At 42.5% G+C, this 1,080-nt stretch carries 1 protein-coding gene; it reads left to right on the top strand.

The features are described 5' to 3' along the window. The first annotated feature begins 142 nt into the window (after positions 1 to 142). Positions 143 to 1,033 carry a transcriptional activator NhaR gene (nhaR, locus tag BCT81_RS03445; protein WP_102423245.1) on the top strand — a complete coding sequence of 297 codons (891 nt, stop codon included), beginning with the start codon at positions 143 to 145 and terminating at the stop codon, positions 1,031 to 1,033. Positions 1,034 to 1,080: the final 47 nt, after the last annotated feature.

Here is a 1,080-nt window from a genome sequence, read left to right as displayed (position 1 = left end):
GGCCTTAATATTACATTATGAAATCAAACACTTCGAAAAAATTAGCGGTTAAATGGTTTTATGGTTGGTTTTTCCGAGTTTGTTGAGCGGAGGTGTCATATTTGATATAAAAAGGAATCGACTCTTTTATTACGGCACACCTATGTCGCACCTCAACTATAACCATCTTTATTACTTCTGGATGGTCTGCAAGCAAGGCTCTGTTACCAAAGCAGCAGAAGCTCTATTTCTCACACCTCAAACGGTCACTGGCCAGATAAAAGCATTAGAAGAGCGAATGGACGGCAAGCTGACCAAGCGCAATGGTCGCAGTGTTGAACCAACAGAGCTTGGGCAGTTGGTTTTCAAATACGCGGATCGTATGTTTGGTCTGAGCTACGAAATGCTGGATATAGTGAACTACAGTCAGCACTCAAATATTCTGTTTGATGTCGGTGTGGCAGACGCACTTTCGAAACGACTGGTTAGTAAGATCTTGATGTCGACGATTCCAGAAGATAACAGTATCCACCTTCGCTGTTTTGAATCGACTCACGAAATACTACTTGAACAGCTCTCTCAACATAAGCTCGATATGATCTTGTCTGATTGCCCGGTGGACTCTAGCCAAAGCCCAGGTTTATTCAGCAAGAAGTTGGGTGAGAGTGGTATGAGCTTTTTCAGCTCTGGTGAAGTGAAAGGGGTTAATTTCCCTGCCGTATTAGAGCAAAGAAAGCTGTTGATCCCAGGAAGTCGAACATCAATGGGGCGCAAGATACTGCAATGGTTTGATAGACAGGGCCTAAAACCGGATATTTTGGGCGAGTTTGATGACGCAGCATTGATGAAAGCGTTCGCTCGTTACCACCATGACGCTATTTTCTTAGCACCAACCTTGTACATGTCTGAAGTGGAGCAAGACACCTCCTTGCAATTATTGGGTGGTATTGAAGAGTTAAAAGAAGAGTACTATGTCATTTTTGCTGAGAGGATGATCCAACATCCAGCCGTAAAAAATGTATGTGACGCAGATTTTAGCAAATTGTTCGAATGAGGTAGTTTGTTAATGAATTGATATCGATTATCATAACTCCGCAATAT

The sequence above is a fragment of the Vibrio sp. 10N.261.52.A1 genome (genome assembly GCF_002876325.1).
GTDB lineage: Bacteria > Pseudomonadota > Gammaproteobacteria > Enterobacterales > Vibrionaceae > Vibrio > Vibrio chagasii.
The sequence above is the reverse complement of the archived record's forward strand: the minus strand, read 5'-3'. Positions and strand labels throughout refer to the sequence as shown.